7 protein-coding genes and 1 pseudogene are annotated in these 19,741 nt (G+C 71.5%); 5 read left to right on the top strand and 3 right to left on the bottom strand.

Going from position 1 to position 19,741, the window contains the following annotated elements:
- The 3 genes from IE247_RS32100 to IE247_RS32090 all read left to right on the top strand — a co-directional run.
- A partial coding sequence (locus IE247_RS32100) for an alpha/beta fold hydrolase (protein WP_190126882.1) occupies window positions 1–2,079 on the top strand: 2,079 nt, incomplete at its 5' end.
- Between the two features lie 21 nt (window positions 2,080–2,100).
- Complete coding sequence (locus tag IE247_RS32095) at window positions 2,101–3,132, top strand: ketoacyl-ACP synthase III family protein (protein ID WP_190126881.1); 1,032 nt, start codon at window positions 2,101–2,103, stop codon at window positions 3,130–3,132.
- 16 nt (window positions 3,133–3,148) lie between these two features.
- Complete coding sequence (locus IE247_RS32090; RefSeq protein WP_190126880.1) at window positions 3,149–9,841, top strand: type I polyketide synthase; 6,693 nt, start codon at window positions 3,149–3,151, stop codon at window positions 9,839–9,841.
- A gap of 64 nt (window positions 9,842–9,905) precedes the next feature.
- On the opposite strand, the gene IE247_RS32085 is transcribed toward IE247_RS32090, so the two are convergent.
- Both IE247_RS32085 and IE247_RS32080 read right to left on the bottom strand, forming a co-directional pair.
- Window positions 9,906–10,601 carry a LuxR C-terminal-related transcriptional regulator gene (locus IE247_RS32085; RefSeq protein WP_190126879.1) on the bottom strand — a complete coding sequence of 232 codons (696 nt, stop codon included), beginning with the start codon at window positions 10,599–10,601 and terminating at the stop codon, window positions 9,906–9,908.
- A 274-nt stretch (window positions 10,602–10,875) separates the two neighbouring features.
- Window positions 10,876–13,698: a type 1 periplasmic-binding domain-containing protein gene (locus IE247_RS32080; RefSeq protein WP_190126878.1), complete on the bottom strand. Its 2,823-nt coding sequence runs from the start codon at window positions 13,696–13,698 to the stop codon at window positions 10,876–10,878.
- A gap of 224 nt (window positions 13,699–13,922) precedes the next feature.
- On the opposite strand from IE247_RS32080, the pseudogene IE247_RS32075 reads away from it, so the two are divergent.
- Window positions 13,923–14,069, top strand: a pseudogene (locus IE247_RS32075) (GNAT family N-acetyltransferase); the annotation flags it as partial.
- A 122-nt stretch (window positions 14,070–14,191) separates the two neighbouring features.
- Window positions 14,192–16,036, top strand: coding sequence for a serine/threonine-protein kinase (locus IE247_RS32070; RefSeq protein ID WP_190126877.1), 1,845 nt, complete (start codon window positions 14,192–14,194; stop codon window positions 16,034–16,036).
- A gap of 67 nt (window positions 16,037–16,103) precedes the next feature.
- On the opposite strand, the gene IE247_RS32065 is transcribed toward IE247_RS32070, so the two are convergent.
- On the bottom strand, window positions 16,104–19,661 hold the full coding sequence (locus IE247_RS32065) for a S8 family serine peptidase (protein WP_190126876.1): 3,558 nt from the start codon (window positions 19,659–19,661) through the stop codon (window positions 16,104–16,106).
- Window positions 19,662–19,741: the final 80 nt, after the last annotated feature.

Here is a 19,741-nt window from a genome sequence, read left to right as displayed (position 1 = left end):
ATCTACACCTCGGGGTCGACGGGCCGGCCGAAGGGTGTGGTGGTGTCGCATACGGGGCTGGGGGTACTGGCGGCGGAGCAGGTGGAGCGCTTCGGGCTGAGCACGGACAGTCGGGTGTTGCAGCTGGCGTCGTTCAGTTTTGACGCGGCGGTGATGGAGATGCTGATGGCGTTCGCGTCGTCGGGGGCGCTGGTGGTGGCTCCGGCGGGCCGTCTCGGCGGTGAGGACCTGGTTCGTGAGCTGGAGCGGAACCGGATCACGCACGCGTTGATCCCGCCGACGGTCCTGTCGGGTCTCGCGGAGGCCGAACTCCCTTCACTGGAGACCCTGGTGGTGGGCGGTGAGGCGTGCGCGGGTGAACTGGTGGGACGCTGGGCGCCGGGTCGGCGGATGATCAACGCCTACGGGCCGACCGAGTCCACGGTCTGCGCCGCGCTCTCCCGGCCTCTGACCGGCGATGCCCGTCCGCCCATCGGCCGTCCCGTCACCGGGACCCGCCTCCATGTCCTCGACCCCGCCCTCAGGCTCGTGCCCGTCGGCGTCACCGGCGAACTCTACATATCGGGTGAGGGTCTCGCGCGCGGCTACGCGGGACGCGCCGTCCTCACGGCGGGCCGGTTCGTCGCCGATCCGTACGGTCCGGCGGGGACGCGGATGTACCGGACGGGGGATCTGGTGCGCCGACTGCGGGACGGCAGTCTGGAGTATGTCGGCCGGGCCGACGATCAGGTGAAGGTGCGGGGTTTCCGTATCGAGCTGGGTGAGATCGAGGCCGTACTCCTCCGTGACGCGCAGGTCGCCCAGGCCGCCGTCGCGGTCCGCTCCGACCGGCCGGACGACCGCCGCCTCGTCGGGTACGTCGTCCCGCGTGCCGGGGTGGTTCTGGACGGTGCGGTGGTACGGCGGGAGCTGGCCCGCCATCTCCCCGACCACATGGTCCCGGCCGCGGTCGTCGTCCTGGACGGTCTTCCCCGCACGGTCAACGGCAAGCTCGACCGACAGGCCCTGCCCGCCCCCGACTTCACCACCGCCATCACCGACGACACACCCCGCACACCTCAGGAAGCCACCCTGAGCCGGCTCTTCGCCGAAGTGCTCGAACTGCCGCGCGTGGGAATCCACGACGACTTCTTCGAGCTGGGCGGTCACTCCCTCCTCGCCACCCGGCTCATCAGCCGGGTACGGGAGACCCTCGGTGTCCAGCACACCATCAGGACCCTCTTCGAGTTCCCGACCGTCGCCGCGCTCGCCGAGCTGGACCCCGACGGCGGCGGGACCGGCGACTCCTTCGCCGCCCTGCTGCCGCTCCGGCCGCGCGGAACCAAGCCGCCGATCTTCTGCGTACACCCGGCCGGCGGACTGAGCTGGTGCTACGCGGGCCTGATGAGCGGCATCGACACCGGGCACCCCATCTACGGCCTCCAGGCCCGAGGCATGTCCGACGGAGAGGAACCTCCCACCGCGCTGGACGACATGGCCGCCGACTATGTGAACACCCTGCGCGCCGTCCAGCCGGCCGGCCCCTACCATCTCCTCGGCTGGTCGTACGGCGGAATCGTCGCCCACGCGATCGCCGCCCGGCTGCGGGAACAGGGCGAAGAGGTCGCCCTGCTGGCCCTGCTGGACTCCTACCCCAACCCCCCGCTCGCCGGAAAGATCCCCGGCGATCAAGAGATCGCGCGACTGCTGCTGGAAGGCCTCGGCCGGGACGCCGGCGAGCCGGCCCGGAGCGCTCTCGATCTGCCCAAGCTCATGGAACTCGTCCCCGAGGACGGTTCCCCGTTCGCCGGTCTCACCTCGGCGCGGATGCGCTCCCTCGTCGACATCGTCACCAACAACATCCGCCTCGTCGAAGCGCATGAACCGGTGGTTTACGACGGCGATGTTCTCTTCTTCACCGCCACCGAGGGGCGAATCGAGGACTGGATGAGCCACGAGGCTTGGACCCCCCATGTGAACGGCCGGGTGGAGAACCATCCGATCGCCTGCGAACACGGCGAGATGGCGAATCCGGGGCCGCTGCGCCGCATCGGTTCACTCATCTCCCAGAAACTGTCGCGCCGCGCATCCCGGCCGTGACCGCCCGCCCAGGAGGCGTTTATGAAGCTGGAGAATCTCTACATCAGCGGGCTGGGTACCTACCTTCCCGAGCGAATGACCAGTCGCCGAGCCGTCGACATGGGTCTGTACGACGAGATCCTCATGCTGGACTCCGGTGTCACCGGAACCCTGATAGCCGGTGACACCCCACCCGTGGACATGGCGGTCTCCGCCGCCCGTGACGCCTTGACCAGAGCGGGCTCCGACGCGTCGTCGGTGGATCTGCTGGTGCACTCCTGTGTACTGCGACAAGGCCCCGAAATGTGGTACCCGGGCGGATACATCGCCCGGGAAATCGGAGCCGGGAACATCCCCGCCTTCGAAATACAGCAGGGCTGCAACGGAATGCTGGCCGCCATGGAGCTGGCGGCCGGCCGGCTCAGCCTGGACCCCATGAGCACGACCGCGCTCCTGACCACGGCGGACAACTTCACCTCCCCCCGGGCCGACCGCTGGCGCGGCTACGGCCCGGGCACGGTGATCGGGGACGCCGGGAGCGCGATGCTGCTCGACACCACCGGCGGCATCGCCCGGGTGCGATCGGTCAACCAGCTGATGATCCCCGAGCTGGAAGGGCTGCACCGGGGCGGCGAGCCGCTGTTCGACCCGCACGGCCGGGCCACCATCGACATGGTCGAGCGGGCCCGGCACTTCAGCCGCGCGGACCGGACGCTCGCGGAGGTCAACGAGACCATCGCGAAGTGGCAGGCCGATGTGGCGCTGCGCTCGCTGGACGAGGCCGGGATAGGCGTCGGAGACATCGCCAGGGCGATCTATGTGAACCAGGGCCACTACCTTGTCGCGCAATTCTTCCTCGACCCTCTCGGAATTCCGGAGTCGAAGTCGAGCTGGGACTTCGGACGTACCGTCGGTCATCTCGCGGCGAGCGATCACGTGGTGGCGCTCGACCACTATGTGTCGATGGGGCTGCTCAAGCCCGGAGACCATGTACTGCTCGCGGGCGCGGCACCGGGTTTCGTGGTCAGCAGCGCCGTGCTGACCATCGACGCGGCCGCCCCCTGGGCGATCTGACAACCGAGGAGTTCACATGGCCAGCCGCAAGCGCCGCGAGACATCCGACGACCGCCAGATCCACAAGGAAGACTCCAAGGAAAACTCCAAGGAAAACCCCGAGGGGAACGGCCCCGCTGTCGCCGTGGTGGGCATGGCGTGCACATTCCCGGGAGCCGCCGATCTCACCGAGTTCTGGTCACGCCTGGGCGAAGGACACGACAGCATAAGCGAAGTACCGGCCAGCCGATTCGACATAGAGGAATTCTACGACCCCTGTCCGGGAAAGCCCGGGAAGATCGTCAGCCGCTGGGGCGGATTCCTCGACGGAATCGACGAGTTCGACGCCGACTTCTTCGGCGTGGCCCCGCGCGAGGCCCACCACATGGACCCCCAGCAGCGATTACTCCTGGAGACCACCGCTGCCGCCGCCGAGGACGCGGGTTTCACCAGGGAGCGGCTGGCGGACGGCCGCACCGGAGTCTTCATCGGCTCCCTGGGCCGTAACTACTGGGACGCGATGAGCCGTTCGGGAGTCCTCGACATCTACGCCAACGCCGGATCCACACCCAGTGTCCTCTCCGGCAGACTCTCCTACGCCTTCGATCTCCAGGGCCCCAGCCTCACCGTCGACACCGCCTGCTCCTCCTCCCTCACCGCCGTTCATCTGGCCTGCCAGAGTCTGCGCGGCGGCGAATCCACCCTGGCGCTGGCCGGCGGGGTCAATCTCATCCTCGTCCCCGAGGAGAGCATCACCTTCTCCAGCGGCAAGATGCTCTCGCCCGACGGCCGCTGCAAGTTCGCGTCGGCGTCGGCGAACGGCTTCGTCCGCAGCGAAGGCGTCGGCGTCGTCGTCCTCAAACTCCTCAAGGACGCGATCGCCGACGGGGACGCCGTCCGCGCGGTCATCCTCGGCTCCGCCACCGTCAACGACGGCCGGAGCGGCGGCGCGATGATGGCCCCCGCGCGGTCGGGACAGGAGAAGACCCTGCGGGCGGCCTACGCCGACGCCGGAATCCACCCGTCCAGGGTCGACTACGTGGAGGCGCACGGCACCGGCACCCCGGTGGGCGACCCGGTCGAGCTGGGTGCGCTGGCGGCCGTGCTCGGCGCGGACCGGCCCGCGGACCGGCCGCTGATCGTGGGCTCCGTCAAGACGAACATCGGGCACGCGGAGGGCGCCGCCGGGATCGCCGGTCTGATCAAGGCGGTGATGTGCCTGGAGCACGGGGTGATCCCGCCCAGCCTGCACAGCGCCGAGCTGACATCGGCGATCGACTGGGCGAACACCCCGCTGCACGTGCCCCAGCGGACCCGGGAGTGGCCCCAGGACGAACGGCCGGGAATCGCCGGCGTCAGCTCCTTCGGCATCTCCGGCACCAATGTGCACATCGTCCTCGGCGCACACCACCCGGCGCGGACCGAGCCCGCCCCCGCCACCGCGCCCGAGGAGGACGGCCGCCCCCGGCTGCTGAGTCTCTCCTCGCACAGCCCGGAGACCCTCCGCGAGACCGCCGCCCGCTATCTGCGCCATCTGGAGCCGGGCGGCGCGGGCCACGAGACCCCGCTGCGCGACATCTGCTACAGCGCGGCCACCCGCCGCGACAGCCACGAGAGCCGGCTGACCGTCGTCGGCTCCACCCGCAAGGAGCTGACCGGCAGGCTGTCGGCGTTCCTGGAGGACGAGCCCGGCCCCCTCACCCGGTCCGCCGACGAGGTGTACGAGGAACGCTCCCGGGTGGTCTTCGTCTTCCCGGGCCAGGGCTCGCAGTGGGTCGGCATGGGCCGTGAGCTGCTCACGGCCGAGCCTGTGTTCCGCAGGGCGCTCGAAGAGTGCGACGCGGCGGTCCGCGCCGAGACCGGCTGGTCCGTGATGGACCGGCTCACCGGCGGCGGAGCGCTCGAAGGCGTCGACGTCATCCAGCCCACCCTGTGGGCGGTCGAGGTGGCGCTCGCCGCCCTCTGGCGGTCCTGGGGCGTCGAACCCGACTACGTCGTCGGCCACAGCATGGGCGAGGCGGCCGCCGCCTGCGTCGCGGGCTCCCTCGGTGTGGCGGACGCGGCGGCCGTCATCTGCCGGCGCAGCGCCCTGGCCAAGTCGGTCTCCGGGAACGGGGCGATGGCCTCCGTGGAACTCGGGGCCGAGGACGCCGCCGAGGAGCTGAGCCGGTACGCCGGTCTCATCTCCGTCGCCGCGATCAACGGGCCCACCTCGACCGTGCTCTCCGGCGACGGCGACGCGATGCGGGAGCTGCTGACCTCGCTCCAGGAGCGCGGTGTCTTCTGCCGGCTGGTGCGGGTCGACTTCGCCTCGCACGGCCCCCAGGTGGAGCCGCTGCGCGAGCCCCTCCTCGAAGCCCTCGGCTCCCTCGCCCCGCGCGCCGGATCCGTCCCCATGTACTCCACCGTCGACGCGGAGCCCGTCGACGGAACCGGTCTCGACGCGGCCTACTGGGCGCGCAATCTGCGGGAGCCGGTGCGATTCGGACCCGTCGTCCAGAAGCTGCTGGACGAGGGCCCGACCGTATTCATCGAGATCAGCCCGCACCCCATCCTCACCCCGGCGATGAGCGAGTACGCCTACCAGTCGCCCGGCAGGGCCCTCGCGGTGGGATCCACCCGCCGCAACACCCCCGAACTCGCGGCCCTGCTCGACTCGCTCGCCGCCGTACGGCTGAGCGGACACCCGGTCGACCTCGGCCGGATCTTCGAACCGGAGGCGCGCTACGTCCGGCTGCCCGGCCCGGCCTGGCAGCGGCAGCGGTACTGGTTCCCCGAGCGCCCCACGTCCGGCACCGAATCCGCCGCCCCGCCCGCCGCGCCGTCCGCCGCGCCGCCCGGCCATCCCCTGCTGGGCGCCCCCGTGGCCGACGCGGGCACGGGCACGGGCACAGGCGGTGACCGGGTCTGGGAAGGCCCTCTCGACCTCACGGCCAACGCCTACCTCCGGGACCACCAGGTCCAGGGCGTCGTCATCATCCCCGGCACCGCCTACATCGAGATGGCCGCGGCGGCGGCCGCCACCGTCTTCGGGACCGTGCCCGCCATCCGGGACGTCACCTACCACGAGGGCATCTTCCTCACCGGGTCCGAGCCGCCGCCCGTGGTCCGCGTAACACTGCGCCAGGACCCCGAAGGAGGCTGGGGCTTCGAGATCGGCAGCCGCCACCACGACCAGTCGGAGCACCGGCGCAATGTCACCGGCCTACTGGACCCTGGTGAAGGGCCGCCCGCCGCGGCGCGTGCCGAGGTCGCCTCCCGCGAACGGGCGCGGAGCGAGGGGGCGGAACTCCCCGGCGAGGAGTTCTACCGCCGCTTCGCCGCCAAGGGCAACCAGTGGCTCGGGGCCTTCCGGGGCGTCACCCGGCTCTGGCGGCGGGACGGCGAGGCGCTCGCCCGCATCGAGCCCCCGGCGTCCGTCCCCGACGGCGACCCGGCCCATCACTTCCACCCCGCGCTGCTCGACGCCTGCGGACACACCCTGGCGGCGGCTTTCGAGAGCTTCCGCGCCGACGGCGAACACGACGCCTTCGTCCTCGGCGGCATCGACCGGGTCCGTCTCCACCGACGCCCGCGCGGGCCGGTCTGGAGCCACGCGGTACGCACCGAGGACCGGCCGGACGCCGTCGTCGGCGATGTCGAGGTACGCGACGAGGACGGCGAGCTGCTCGCCGAACTCGGCGGCGTACGGCTGCGCTTCCTCGTACTCCGTACGGCGTCCCCCCGGCGGACCGACTGGCTCCACGAGGTCGTCTGGCGGCCGGTCGCACGCCCGGCGCCCGGTGGGCCGCGCACCGGCTTCTGGCTGGTTCTCGCCGACCGGAGCGACACCGCCGACACCCTCAAGGGCATGCTCGGCGGCCGTGTGATCGTCGTGACATCGGGCGCGGCGCTCGCCAAGAGGGCCCCGGACCGGTACGAGACCGGCCCCGACGACTATCGCGAACTCCTCGCGGAGGTGCGCGGGGAGGTCGGCGACAGCCGTTGCGAGGGCATCGTCCATCTGTGGTCACGGGACGCCCGCGACCCCGGCCCCCTCGGGGGGAGCGCGGCCGGGGCGACGGCCTCGGCGGCACGGCTGGGCGGGCACAGCGTGCTGCGTCTGACCCGGGCCCTGGAGGGGACGCCGTGGTACGGGAGCGGGCTGTGGCTGGTGACCGAGGGCGCGCAGCGGCTGCCGGACCACCCGGGTGGGATGTCGGTGGGCCAGGCGACGGTGTGGGGCCTGGGCCGCTCGCTGATCCAGGAGCGGGGCTCGGCGCGCTGCGTCCTGATCGACCTGCCCGCCGGGGCCGGAAGGGGGGCCGCCGGACTGCTGGGCGCGGAACTGCTCGCCCAGGACGACGGCGAGAACCAGATCGCCTTCCGGGGCGGCCGGCGGTACACGGCCCGGCTGGTGGCGCACACTCCGGCCCTGGCCCCGGCCCCGGCCCCGGCCCTGGCCCCGGCCCTGGCCCCGGAGCCCGTCACCGCCGTCACCGCGCCCGCCGTGCTTCCGCCGGCTTTCGAGGTCCGCAGCCGCACGGCGGGCCTGCTGGACGAGCTGGGCCCCGTACCGGTGGAGCGGCGCGCGCCCGGTCCGGGCGAGGTCGCGATCCGGGTCACCCGGACGGCTCTCAACTACCGGGACGTGCTGACGGCGATGGGCGCGTACCCCGGCCTCGGCGACGCGGCCCCCCTGGGCTGGGAGTGCGTGGGCGTCATCACGGAACTCGGCGACGGCGTGGCGGGGCTGCTCCCCGGCGACGAGGTCGTCGCGCTCTCCGAGGGGGCCCTCGCCAGCCATGTGGTCACCAGCGCCCATCTGGTGGGCAGGATCCCGGCCCGGCTCACGGCCGAGGAGGCGCTCACCCTCCCGGCGGCGTATCTCACCGCGTACTACGGACTGTGCGAGCTGGCGAGACTGGCCCCCGGGGAGCGGGTCCTGATCCACTCGGCGACCGGTGGCGTGGGGCTGGCCGCGATCCAGCTCGCCCGGTGGCGCGGTGCGGAGATCTACGCGACGGCGGGCAGCCCGCGAAAGCGCGCGCTGCTGAAGACCCTCGGTGTGAAGCACGTCTTCGACTCCCGGTCGACGGCGTTCGCCGACGAGGTGGCGGCGGCCACCCGGGGCGATGGGGTGGATGTCGTCCTCAACTCCCTCGCGGGGGACGCGATCCCCCGGAGCCTCTCCGTCCTCGCGCCGTACGGACGCTATGTGGAACTCAGCAAGAAGGATCTGATCGAGAACAGCTCGATCGGGCTGCTGCCGTTCTCGAAGAATCTGGCGTTCTTCTCGATGGACCTTGTCGACATGCTCCGGCACCGGCCCCGGCGGGCGGGCGAACTGCTGGAGCGCGTACTCGAACTCGTCGAGGGCCGGGCGGTGGAGCCGCTGCCGTACGAGGAGTACGGCATCGCCGATGTCGAGGCGGCGTTCCGGCGGATGGCACGGGCCCAGCACATCGGCAAGGTCCTGGTGCGCCTGGACGATACCGAGGAGCCCGCCGCCGTTCCGGCCGTCCCCGTCCCCGTCCCCGTCCCCGTCCCCGCCGCCGCGTCGGCCGCAGTCCTCCCGTCCGGCGACGGCGGTCCCGTGCTGGTGTCCGACGGCGCCTATGTGGTCACCGGCGGGCTCGGCGGCATCGGGCTGAAGCTGGCCGCCTGGCTGGTGGAGCGTGGTGCCCGGGAGCTGATCCTGCTGGGCCGCTCTCCGCTCGGCGACCGGGCCGGGCTCCTGCGCGAGCTGGAGCGCGGCGGTGCGCGCGTCGCGTACCACGCGGTCGACGTGGCCGACGAGGACGCGCTGCGCGCGGTGTTCGGGGAGCACGAAAGCGCCGGTCTGCCGCCGGTACGGGGTGTCCTCCACGCCGCCGGGGTCATCGAGCTGGCCTCGGCCGCCGAGACGGAACCCGAGCAGTTCGACGCCATGATCGGGCCGAAGGTCACCGGGGCGTGGAATCTGCACCGGCTGCTCGAAGGGTCTCCGCTCGACTTCTTCGTGCTCTTCTCCTCCGCGTCGGCGGTTCTCGGCTCCCCGATGCTGGGCGCGTACGCGGCGGCCAACGCGGGTCTCGACGCACTGGCGCACCACCGGCGCGACCTGGGGCTGCCCGCGCTCTCGGTCAACTGGGGGTTCTGGTCGTCGGTCGGGATGGTGGCCCGGTACGACGATGAGCACGAGCGGAGTCTCGCGCCGAGGGGGATCGAGAGCTTCACCCCCGAGGAGGGGATCGGGCTGCTCCAGAGCATCTGGGGAAGCCGGGCGGCGCAGCTCACGGTGCTCGCCGCCGACTGGGGCCGCTGGAGCGCCGCGTACCCCGACGCGGCCCGGGATCCGCTGCTGCGGGAGCTGGTCACCGAGATGGGCCCGCCCCCGCCCCCGCCCCCGCCCCCGCCGGTCCCGGTCCCGGTCCCGGTGGCGAGTGTCGCCGAAGCCGAAGCCGAAGCCGTAACCGAGGCCGCCGTGCCGTCGCCCGGGCCAGAAGGCCCCGGGTCGGACGGCGACCCGGGCACGGTCCGGGCGTTCTTGACCCAGCGGATCGCGAAGGTGCTGGCTCTGCCCACGCGGCGGCTGCACGACCGCAAACCGCTGAACCGTCAGGGGCTCGACTCGCTGATGGCCACCGAGGTGCGGAGCCAGGTGCAGCGGGAGTACGGGGTGATGGTGCCGATGGCGAGAATGCTCGGCGGGCAGAGCCTCACCGATCTGGCGGATTTCATCACCGACGAACTGGCCGGCCGGGCCTGAGCGGAGGCCGCCGGCCAGAGGAGCGGGCCCGGGACGCACTGCCCCGGGCCCGCCGGCCGCTCGCCTATCTCCGGGATTCCCGCTGGGACGGCCGGCTGACGATTCCCGCTTCGTAGGCGTAGATGACGGCCTGGACCCGATCGCGTACATCGAGTTTGCTCAGAATTCCCTGAACATGCGATTTGACGGTGGACTCCGCCACCTTGAGCCAGGCCGCTATCTCCGGGTTGGAAAGACCCTGGACCATGAGTTCAAAGACGTTCCGCTCCCGTCTGGTCAGGGAGAGGAGATGTTCCCTGCTGCTGTGGTCGCCTCCCTTGAGGGCCACCGAAGCGCGGGCCAGATTTCCCACGACATCATCTTTTACCGGGGTGTATCCGGCGATGCTGACCCGGATGGCCGCAATGAGTTCGGTCGGGCTGATCCGCCGGTCCAGAACCGTGCATCTGCCGATGCGGAGCAGGTTGATGACCTGGTCCCCCGGGAAAGTGGCCAGGAATATCATATATATGGGTATACCGCTCTTGGACTGCATGGCGACCTGCTCGGCGATCTTCAAGGTGTGCGCCGAGAATTCGTGGTAGCTACAGAGGATGATGTCCGGTCTGAATTGTTCGGCAGACCTTGGGGCTTCCGAGAGGGCACTCACTTCTCCGATGACCGATATCTCACGGTCATTGTTGAGTATGGCGCTCAGTCCGGCACGTTCCAACTCATTCTCGCAGACGAGAAGGACCTTCACTCTGCCGTGCCCCTTCATCGCTCCTCCTCTGTGCCGGCTCCTGAATCAATCTCGGTATTCACTCTTTGCCGGTATTTCCAAGCCTGTAGGCCGCGTTGACCTTATCTTGGCCTGGTGAGACGGTTCAACAGAGGAATTGAGGAGGTTTGTTGATGTCTTGAACTCGTCGGTTCGATCATGGGGTTGGCTGGTCGGATTAATGGTGAAAAGCGGGGGGCGCGCGCCGTGCACCGCGCACGACCCGCGCCCCCGTGTCAAAAGCCCTCGGGTCCGCCCGGAGCTGACCCCGCGTTCACTTCTTCCGGATCGCGCACTCCTTCTCCGTGAGCGGCTGGGTGTTCCCCGCGAGCCTGCTGCACAGCACCCGTGAGCGTGAGCTCACGCTGTCGCCGCGCCGCACCTCCTTCAGCGCGATGCTGTGGCCCTTGCGGTTCTTGTACGGCGTCGCTCCGGTGAAGTCGATCGTGCCCGTCGCCATCCCCGAGAGCCGGACCGTCCGGAGGTTCACCCAGGTCTCGGCGCGGGTGTGCGAGCCGCCGGAGCGGGTCGCCGCCGCATGCAGGGCCCGGGTCGCGTCGTGCGCCAGCGCCGTCTGACCGCTGGCCAGCACCGGGGTCGTGGGGGAGAGGCGCTGGGAGGACAGCCCGGGAAGGTGCTTGGCGGCCTCCTGGTAGAAGGCCGTCTGCTCCTCCGCCCGCTCCAGCTCGGCCAGGACCGAGTGGTACAGCGTCACCTCCGAACCGACCCCGACCCCGTTCGGGGAGAAGTCGGCCTTCGACAGATCGTCGCCGCCGAGGATGGAGATGTCCTGATTCTCGCACCCCGAATCAGTGTCGAGCTGGTTCATCAGCGGGCCCAGGTGCTCCACCCGGCCCGCGAAGTAGATCACGGTCGACCCGCTACCCCCGCCGCAGATTCCCTCCGAGCCGGAGAGCAGTTCGGGCTTGCCCCCTTTGACCGCGTACCGCTTCTGCTCCCGCTCGAAGCCCTGGTCTTTCAGCATGCGCATGGCGAACTCCGCCTGCTCCTTCGTGTACAGATCATCGGCGTTCCCGTCCTCCTGGGTGAGGACGACCGCATGCTGCTGCCGTCGGTGGGGCTTCCGCAGCTGGGACGCGATCAGCCCCAACTGCTCGACCTGCCACTCGTCGGTCGCCGCCAGACTGAACCAGTTGCCGAACTCCTGTGCCAGCTTCGTGGCGGAGTTGGTTCCCGAGACCACCGCCAGATCCGCGTTCCGCAGGATCCTGGTCGCGTCCTTGCTGGACTCCAGATTCCGCCCGTTGCCCACGACGCCCACCAGGGTCCGGTCCCTGTCCGCGTACGCGGCGACGGCCTCCGCCATCTCCTTCTGGTGCAGCATGTCCACGCCGCCGTTGGCGATCAGGACCCGCAGTCCGACAGGGGAGTTCTCATTGATGACGGACTGAGCCAGATGCACGCCCGCCAGCTCCTCGATGCCCTTCAGTGGGGAGGATCCGCCTTCCGGGTCGGCGCTCAGCGGTCCGGCGTAGACGATCGTGACGTACTCGCTGTCACGCCGGCCCATGACCTTCGCATTGGCCTTCTTGATGGCCCGCTCCAGGTCCGCCAGGCTCCAACCGGGCCGCCGGCCCCCCTTCTGGTCCTCCGCCTTCTCCTTGGGCACCCAGTCGCCGAACCGCACATCCCCGGTGGCGATGCCCACGCACTCCGTCCTGCCATGGGGAACGGACCGTTTCACCGTGTCCTCATTGGCGCTCAGCAGCGAAGCCGAGCAGTGCCGGTCGTGCAGTGTCTCCGCCCGCACAGCCAGCCCCGCCGTGAGGAGGACCCCCACCAGTCCCATGGCGTGCAGCGACCACACCAGCCGGGCCACGGTCGGCCGGGACGGAGTCCGTACACAGTGCCGGAGCCCCTCCACCGGCACCAGCCGGCCGCTGGGCAGCGCCACCTTCAGCACCCACGGCAGCTCGGCCAGCTCCCGGCTCGGCGACTGCCCGGCCCGCAGATTCCGCGCCCACTCGTGGTACCAGGTCTGCGGCGTACCGCCCGGCCCCTGGATGACACTGCGCTGGAGCCTCGGCACATCGGCCCCCCGCGCCGCCGCCACGATCAGCAGCGGATCCAGCTCACTGCGCCGACTGCGGACATCGCTGACCGCCTTGATCAGCTCGATCCCGCCGTTCGCCTCGGTCAGCTGCGGCAGGAAGAGCGCGGGCGGACGCGGCCGTTTGAACCCGCGCAGATCCCAGCTCCACCGGCGGTGGTTGTCCCGCAGATCCTCGAACAGGGCGAGTACATAGAGCTGGAGCTGGAAGTCGTCCCCCGACTTGAGGGCTTCCGCCACGTCGTACGCCCGCGCCGAGATCGCGTTCCAGGAACGGGCGGGCCGCAACAGCGAGACATCGGTCGGCCGGCCGCGCGCCGCCGCCCTGAGGAACGTCGTCGTCATGAACCAGCGGCTCTCCCTGCGCAGCCACAGAAAGATCGGAGCCCGTCCCGGCAGCACATTGTCGAGCACCACCAGCAGCAGCAGAAACCCGGTGCCCGAGGCCAGCGCCACCGACCAGTGACTCCGGGCTAGCAGCGCGGCGAGCACCGCGACCAGGCTCGCGGGCAGGATGTGCGCCATGTCGAACATGCGCAGCCCACTGCTCCAGCGGGCCGCGCCCTTCGGCCGCCAGCGCTGCCGCGCGAGCTGGTCCAGCAGCTGCTGCGCCGGGTCTGGCGGGCTCCCCCGGGAGCCCGCCGCCGAAGGCGCCTGCGGCCAGTCCGCGTCCAGCTCGCCCACGGCGTCCTCGATCGCGCGCACCAGACGCAGCCGGGGGAAGGCGTACCGCCGGTAGATCGAGTGCCGGCTGTCCCACCGCCTCGGATCCCCCAGCTCGCGGACGAGTCCGGCCGCCCGCCGCACCTCGGTCGGTCCCTCCTGCTGCGCGGGTACGACGGCGCAGCGGGTGCCGTGCGTGTCCTGCCCCGTGTACAACTCCTCCACCAGGTTGGTGACTTTTCCGTCGTCGGACGCCTCGTCCGCGTGGAGCACGACGACCGGCATCGGCGGCTCATTGGCACGGAAGTCCCTTATCAGGGTCTCCAGTCTCCGCTGAACATCGATGCCGGCGCCCGTCGACATGCCCACGTGCCCGCCCGAGCACTGCGGCGGTTCATGATCGCTGTAGACCACGGCCAACCCCCGTTCATCATGGTCCTGCTTACGACGCTAGCGGCCCGGCGCTCGATTGGTGCCCCAACCGGACGGTTTGGCACTCAGGAGGAACCTTCCGCACGGCGTCCGGCCCTCGCCCGCGAGGACCGCCGCCGCTCCCGGGGGGTGTGGCGGACTCGACCGCCATGATCATGGTGTTCAACTCGGTCGTCGAGACCAACCCGGCGGTGGGGCTGTGGACCTCGCTCGGCTTCCGGATCCTGGGCGCCGTCCCGGCGTCGTTCGACCATCCCGAGCACGGTCCGGTGGCACCGCGTGTGATGTACCGGGAGCTGTAGCCCCTCGTTCAGGTGCCGTCCCGGCGACCAGGGTTCCGCACTGCTACGGAGGCGGTACGCTCCGTGGCCATGCGAATGGCTGAGGGTACGGCCGGGGCCGTGACGGTGGCGTGGTACCGGTGATGGAGAAGGACCGGAGGATCGACGGCCGGTACCGGCTGATCAGGGAGATCGGCGCGGGCGGCATGGGGGTTGTGTGGCTCGCGAGGGACGAGCTGCTGGAGCGGGACGTCGCGCTCAAGTGCGCGCGCGTCCCGGACGGGCGGAGCGCGAGACGGCTCCGGCGTGAGGCGCGGAACGCGGGACGGTTCCACCACGCCAACATCGTGAGCGTGCTCAACTTCGTCGTCGACGGCTCCGTGTGCTGGATCGTGATGGAGTATCTGCCCTCGCGGAGCCTGCGGGAGATCATCCGGGAGCAGGGCAGGATCGGGCCCGAGGCCGCGGGATCGCTCGGCTGCCAGATCGCCGACGCGCTGGCGGTCTCGCACCGCGCGGGTGTGGTGCACGGCGATGTGACCCCGGAGAACATCCTCGTCACCCCCGACGGCGTCGCCAAGCTCACGGACTTCGGGATCTCGCGCGCGGCGTGGGGCGAGACCACACAGAGCGCCGGGGTACGGGGGAAACCCCGCTACATGCCGCCCGAGGTGGCGCGGGAGAAGGCGCCCGACCACAAGTCGGACGTGTTCTCGCTCGGCGCGTCGCTGTACGCGGCGGTCGAGGGCCGCTCGCCCTACGGGGAGGCGGAGCACGCCCTCGCCTATCTGAACCGGGCGGCCGAGGGCCGGATCGAGCCGCCGCGCAGGGCCGGGCCGCTCACGGATCCGCTGTCGGCGATGCTGAGGGCGGATCCGCGCCGCCGCCCGGGCGCGGCGGCCGTCCGGCAGCTCCTGATGGAGTTGACTCCGCCGCCCCCGGAGGTCCGCCGCCGGTTGCGGAAGACCCGGGGCGGCCCTCTCGCCGCGCTCCGGGCGCGTGCGCTGCCACGCGGCGCGCGACCGTCGGGCAGGGCCGCCGGGCTGACGGCGCTCGCCCTGGCGGGGGTCGCGGCGGTGGCCGTGCTCGGACCGTGGGACCTGACGGGGGTCGTGGGCGGCGGCCGTACGGCACCGCCCCCGCCCGGGCCGGTGGCCGCCGTGCTCGACGACCGGCGGGCCGACCCCTGCGCACTGCTCGGCCTCGACGCGCTCGCCCGGCACGGACATGCCGAAGTGGACGGCGACTACGGAGAGTTCGACCGGTGCGATGTGCTGATCAGCGCGGAGCGCGGCGGTCCGGTGGTCGCCGATGTGGTCCTCAGCTTCTCCGCCGACCGTGCGGAGCTGGGCTCCCGGGCGCGTACGGAACGGATCGGCGAGGTGGTCGTCTCCGAGCTGCCGGGCGAGAAGGACGAGTGCGAGCGCAATCTCCGGCTCGCCGACGGCCATGAGATCTGGATCTCGGCGAGACGGGAGCGCGAGCCCGCCCCCGATCTGTGCGCGCTCGCCGGGGCCGCGACCGAGCACGCGGTGTCGGTCCTCAACCGGGGCCCCGTCCCGGAGCGCCCCGGCTCCTTCGCCCCGAAGTCCCTGGCCCGCCTCGACGCCTGCGCGCTGCTGGACACCGGGGCCCTCCGCCGCGCCGGCGCCTGGCGGCCCCCGGACGCCGACTTCGCCCGCTGGGAGTGCGCCTGGCGGAGCACGGCCGGCGACACGGCGGTCAATGTCGTCTTCAGCCGGGACAACGAACCGGCGGGCAGCGGGCGGCCGAAGACCCTCGGCGGCAGACGGGCCCATGTCGAACCCGGGGGCCACGGCGACGACACCTGTGTGGTCCGTACGGAGTACCGCGACTACCGGGACCCCTCCGGCGGGAGCGCCGTCGAACTGGTACTGCTTGAGGTGTGGGGGAAACGGCCGCAGCGGGAACTGTGCGCGACGGCCGAGACCCTGACGACCGCCGTCGCCGCCGAACTGCCGCGCTGACGAGCGTACGCGCGGCGGTTCGACGGCGACACCGGCCCGCCCACCGGGCGGAACGGCCTGCCGGGGATCAGCCCTTGTCGGGGCGCTCCGTCACCCGGACCGTGTTGAGCAGGGGTTTGCCGAAGCCGCCGTGGGCGACGAACCGCACATTGAGCGTTCCGTCGGTCACGGTGACCGTGTAGGTGCGCTGGATCGCCGCGTACGACCCCGCCTCCAGGGCGATGTCCAGCGAGGGCAGCACCTCCACGCCTTCCGCGAGGACGTCGAAGACCCGCTTGTTCGGCCGGGCCGCCGTCACCTCGGCGAAGCCCAGCTCCACCGTGTAGACCCCGTTGGGAACCTGGTCGAAGCGGTACTCGTACATCCCCTCCCGGGCCGTGCGGAACAGCGCCTGGTCATCCGTCCCGGTGATGGCGCGAGCGGTGGACCTCACCGAGGAGTTCCCCTGGTACCCGTACGATCCGGCGGTGTACTTCCGGTCCGGGGTCCAGGTGTCGCCGAGGCTGTCGACCTTCTCCGCCGTCGCGCCGGTGTCCAGCGCGGTCTGATGGCGCGGTACGACTATCTTGACGGGCACGGTCACCACGGGGGTCCGCCCGCTCCGGGACTCGATCCGCACATCGGCGGTGAGCACCGTGCCCGGTGTCAGACCGGCGGTGTCCGCGACCAGGGTCAGCGGCTGCCGCCCCCCGGTCGGCAGTTCTCCGGCGGCGGGAGTGACGGTCAGCCAGGACGCCTCCTCGGCGACGGTGTACGGGGTGTCGAAGCCCGGGTTGGTCAGTTCGATCGTACGGGTGCGCCGCTGCTCCGCCGGTGCCACGACGTCGAGCGAGCCGCGGGAGGCGGTGAGTCTGCCGGTGCGCAGCGACTGGCTGACCGAGGCCACGGAGTCGGCCTCCACCCGTACGGCCGCATCGCCCCGCTGATAGGCGGGGGCGGTGAGTGCGACGGTGTGGTCGCCGACCGGGGCCTGGACGACATAGCCGCCGTCGGTCCCGGTGGTGGCGGTGACCGCCGTGGCCCCCTCGCCCACGGTGACCGTCGCCCCGCCGACGCCCTTGCCGTCGTTGGCGTCCAGGATCTGGCCGCGCACCACGCCGCTTTTGGTGGTGCGGAAGGAGATCGACAGTCCGTCGCCGAGCACCGGGGTGTTGTGCGAGTAGGAGAAGGCGTCGGTGCCCGTCGCGTTCTCCACCCCGATGGTCGCGCTCGACCCGGCCTTGAGGCCGACGCCGGTGGTGCCCTTGTAGTGGTAGGAGACCCTGCCGTCCTCGCCGATCGCGAGGGCGAAGGTGAACCGGTCGGACTGCGCGGCCCAGTGGACGACGTTGCGCCACTCCACGATGTACGCGCGGTGCGGCGCGGTGCCCGTGACGCCGGTGAGGACGCTGCCCTCCGTGTCCACCACCAGATCGTCCCAGAACGGGTAGAGGGCCGCGTTGGGTGTGCTCGTGCTCGGGATCTGGATGTTGGAGTCGTTGGTGTGCGCCCCGCCGAAGCTCACCGTGCCGTTGCTGCCCACCCAGGCGGTGGAGTGGCTCTTGCCGTACAGCGGCACGGGGAACGGGAGCTCCACCCGCTCGGTGACGTCGTCACCGGTCAGGGCCAGCTTGTGGTCGCCGGTCGGAAAGGTCCGGGAGCCGGTCGCGCAGGCGTGGCCGTACGCGTCGGTGCGCTCCGGCAGGCTCACCGACGCGGTGGTGTCCGCGGCGACGGTGACCTGGGTGCTGCCCGCCGTGACACAGCGGGAGGAGTGGGTGGCGCGGATCTCGTACGAGCCGTGCGGCAGGCTCAGCTCGAACCGGCCGTCGGCGCCCGCGGTGGCGGTCACGGGGGTGCCGGTGACGGTGACGGAGGCCCCCGCCGCTGGCCCCGAGACGGTTGTGACCGTGCCGGTGACCTTCGCCGACGGTACGGGTTCGAGGGTGAAGTCGCGGGTGACGGCGGCCCCTTCGGTCACCGGTACGCTCGCGGCGACCCGGCCGTAGCCGAACTTGGTGACGGCCAGCGAGTAGTCGCCCACCGAGAGGGCGGGGAAGGTGTAACCGCCGTCGGCGGCGGTGACCGCGGTGCGGCTGATGGGGCCTTCGGCGACGACCCGCGCGCCGGAGACGGGCGTCCCGGCGGAGGTGACCCTGCCCGTGAGGGAGCCGACGGGGCCGCGCGGAGCGCTCTGGACGGCGGCGAGCGCGTCGAGCCTGCCCTCGCCGAAGGTGTTGTTGTCGGCGGGGGTGCCGCCGCAGCCGGTGCTGTCGACGTCCACCGCGGTCTGGTCGAGGAGCGCCTCGGTCTGCGCCACGGCCCCGCGCAGGGCGGGGGCGGCCGACCAGATCAGCGCGACGGTGGCGGCGGTATGCGGGGAGGCCATGGAGGTGCCGGAGAGCGATCCGTAGCCGCCGTTGCGGACCGAGGAGCGCACATTGGAACCGGGCGCGGCGATGTTCGGCTTGATCCCGCCCTCGTCGCCCGCGCCGCGTGAGGAGAAGCTCGCGATGGCGTTGGCGCTGTCGAACGCCCCCGAGCTGTAGGAGGCCACATAGTCGCCCGGCGAGCCGCTGGTGGCGCAGCCGGGGCCGTTGTTGCCGTTGGAGAAGGCCGGGAAGATTCCGGCGGCGCGCCAGGAGTTGACGACGTCCTTGTACCAGGGGGTGTGGGCCGAGCTGCCCCAGGAGTTGTTGACGATGTCGGGGGCGAGGTCGGGCCGGGGGTTCTGGCCGGCCCGGTCGGTGGGGGCGACCATCCACTGGCCGGAGGCGAGCAGCGAGGCCTGGGAGCAGGAGCTGGACTCGCAGCCCTTGGCGGCGATCCACTGGGCCCCGGGGGCCACGCCGATCTTGTTCTCCGCGCCGTCGTCGCCGACCATCGTGCCCATGGTGTGGGTGCCGTGGTTGTTGTTGTCGCAGGGCGCGTCGGTGGGGCAGACGGCGGCCGGGTCGAACCAGTTGTAGTCGTGGCTGAGGGTGCCGTCGGCGGCGCGGCCCCGGTACTGGCCGTCGACCGCCGGGTGCTGGAAGTCCACCCCGGTGTCGATGTTGGCCACGACGACGCCCTCGCCGCGGACCCCGAGCCCGTTCCAGACCTCGGGGGCCTTGATCCGGTCGATGTTCCACTCGACCGCGTTGACGGTGTGCTCCCTGCCGCCCTCGACGGGCCGGGGGAGGGGCACCCGGTCGTCGGCGTCGAGCCGGGAGACCTCGGGCCGCTGGGCGATGCTGTTCGCGAGCTTGGCGTCGCCGACCACCCGGACGGCGTTGACGATCCAGAACGGGGTGGCCTCGGCCCGGGCGTTCTTCAGGGCGGCGAGCAGATCGGCCTGAGTGCGCCGGGCGTGGTCGCGCTGGGCCTCGTACACCGCCTTCGCCCTGGCCGCCTTGGTGGTGGCGCGGCCGGCCGCGGTCAGATCCGCGGAGCTGTCGAGATAGACCCAGAAGGCGGTCTTGCCGTCCGCCAGCTGTGCCCTGAGCCGGGGCTCGATCGCGCGTTCGGCCGATGACGGCCGGTCGGCGGGGGCGGGCGCGGCGAGCGCCGTGCCGGTGCCGATGGGTAACAGGAGAAGCGAGGTCAGAGCCGCGCAGGCTGCGCGCAGGGGTCTGATCCGGCCGGTCCGGCTGCTCCGTGGTGCCACGTTGTCTCCTCTTGCGCTGGCAGCGGGCGGACCCGCTGAGGGACGGGCGGGAAACGTGCGTGGTTCGGGTGCGACTCACC

The organism is Streptomyces inusitatus, from assembly GCF_014651115.1.
Classification (GTDB): domain Bacteria; phylum Actinomycetota; class Actinomycetes; order Streptomycetales; family Streptomycetaceae; genus Streptomyces; species Streptomyces amakusaensis.
This window is presented reverse-complemented; position numbering and strand designations above follow the sequence as displayed.

Bases quoted from the DNA above. Each gene is read 5' to 3' on its own strand.
- IE247_RS32095 (WP_190126881.1), top strand. From the start codon at position 2,101: ATGAAGCTGGAGAATCTCTACATCAGCGGGCTGGGTACCTACCTTCCC.
- IE247_RS32090 (WP_190126880.1), top strand. From the start codon at position 3,149: ATGGCCAGCCGCAAGCGCCGCGAGACATCCGACGACCGCCAGATCCAC.
- IE247_RS32085 (WP_190126879.1), bottom strand. From the start codon at position 10,601: ATGAAGGGGCACGGCAGAGTGAAGGTCCTTCTCGTCTGCGAGAATGAG.
- IE247_RS32080 (WP_190126878.1), bottom strand. From the start codon at position 13,698: ATGTCGACGGGCGCCGGCATCGATGTTCAGCGGAGACTGGAGACCCTG.
- IE247_RS32070 (WP_190126877.1), top strand. From the start codon at position 14,192: ATGGAGAAGGACCGGAGGATCGACGGCCGGTACCGGCTGATCAGGGAG.